We start from the raw sequence: 1,651 nt of genomic DNA, 5'->3' as shown, positions 1-1,651 counted from the left end.
CCTACCCAGTGATGATGGATGGGATGTGGCCGGAACATGCATAACCAAGTGGTCAACGGGACACCAACTACGCTGCGCTCCGTTGCCGCCCATTACCACCGGCGTTATCTGTACGAAGCACTCACCACATGGAGGTATCTATGCACATTGGACTAATCGGTGGTATCGGGCCAGCCGCAACAGAGTTCTATTATCGTAACTTAGTGAAAGCCGATCAGACATCAGATGGTGATAGTCGTTTGGAGTTGACGATTTGCCATGCCCAAGCGAGCGATTTGATACGCAACATTCAGGCTGGCGATGTCGATGGGCAGGTCAGAATTTTTGAAGTACTGGCTAATCGTTTGAGCGCGGCTGGTGCCGAAGCATTGGCAGTGACGTCAATAGCTGGACATTTTTGCATTTCCGAACTGGAGAAAGTGTCACCCATTCCCATTATCGATGCGTTGTCCGGGCTCGAAAGCGCATTAATTCAAAACGGCTACACAAGGGTGGGCATATTGGGCAATAAGGTGGTCATGGAGACACGGCTGTTCGATAGTTTTCGAGAGACCGAAATTGTTGTTCCGCCCGGCAATAGCCTAAACAAAGTTCATGAAGCCTACATGAGCATTGCTGTTTCGGGTGCCGCAAACGAAGACCAAAGAGAGACTATATTCCAGGCTGGCAAGAAGATGTGTGACGAACAAGGTGCTCAAGCTGTTGTTCTTGCTGGCACAGATCTTTTCGTGGCCTTCGATGGGTATGAATGCGGGTTCGAATATGTTGACAGTGCTTTGGTCCACATTGATGCCATTCACCGAGCTTCAATGGAAACCTCAGATAACAAGTCGCTGTAGTTCGCGGCCTACGGCCGCCGGACGCCCTTTTCATTGCGGCTTCGCCTTCATTACAAGGGCGCCGCTAAGCTTCGCGTTATAAATCTTTTCCGGAGAGCTTGTGAATATCAGGCCAGCCATGTTGGCAGACAAAGATGATGTCGAACGTTTAGCGCAGGTGCTGACGCCTGCTGCTGAATCAAAGCGCCGATCTGCTAATGGGCTCAGCCAACTCTTAAACTCAAACGAGCACCGCATCTGGGTGGCGGATTCAGACGAAGCCGTCGTTGGTTGGCTACACGCATGTTTAGCGGTTCGGGTCGGAGTGGCGCCTTTTATTGAAATCTCTGGCCTAATAGTTGATGAGGGATACAGGGGCGAAGGCATTGGCTCTAAACTGGTTGAGGAAGCTATCTTATGGGCCAAGTCAATTGGGGTTTCCGTTAGGGTTCGCAGTAATTCAAAGCGTGATGCCACCCACAAGTTCTACCAAGCGCAAGGTTTCACGTTACTGAAGCAGCAGCATGTTTTTGAGTTTGATTTATAACAATGCCATTAAGTCTGTTCCGGGCCGATGGCCCTCCACCGGACGTCCCTGTCGGGCCGCCGCTTATGGCTGGCGTTATCACACAAGGAGGTGCATCAATGAAGCAAACAGGTAGTTGTCTCTGCGGGGGCATTCAATACGAAATCAACGGTCCGCTGACCGATGTTCTGAACTGTCACTGTTCAATGTGCCGAAAGCTTCATGCCTCGGCTTTCAGAACTCGCGCTAAAGTGCAGTCTTCGGATTGGCACACCGTCAAAGGTCAGGAGCTGCTGAAGTTTTACGA

The 1,651-nt window shown here is 50.8% G+C and carries 3 protein-coding genes; all 3 read left to right on the top strand.

The features are described 5' to 3' along the window. Positions 1 to 140 precede the first annotated feature (140 nt). A complete protein-coding gene (locus CLH62_RS20810; RefSeq protein ID WP_170005843.1) occupies positions 141 to 839 on the top strand; it encodes an aspartate/glutamate racemase family protein in 699 nt (232 codons plus the stop codon). Between the two features lie 100 nt (positions 840 to 939). Continuing rightward, a complete protein-coding gene (locus CLH62_RS20805) occupies positions 940 to 1,365 on the top strand; it encodes a GNAT family N-acetyltransferase (RefSeq protein WP_143752403.1) in 426 nt (141 codons plus the stop codon). A gap of 98 nt (positions 1,366 to 1,463) precedes the next feature. Continuing rightward, positions 1,464 to 1,651 (top strand): GFA family protein (locus CLH62_RS20800; RefSeq protein WP_211285870.1); only part of this gene is annotated, 188 nt, incomplete at its 3' end.

Origin of the sequence: Marinobacter guineae (assembly GCF_002744735.1) — a bacterium.
Classification (GTDB): domain Bacteria; phylum Pseudomonadota; class Gammaproteobacteria; order Pseudomonadales; family Oleiphilaceae; genus Marinobacter; species Marinobacter guineae.
Note: the sequence above shows the minus strand (reverse complement) of the source record. Positions and strands in the feature narration are given on the sequence as shown.

Coding starts and splice junctions, on each gene's coding strand:
- CLH62_RS20810 (WP_170005843.1), top strand. CDS start 141: ATGCACATTGGACTAATCGGTGGTATCGGGCCAGCCGCAACAGAGTTC.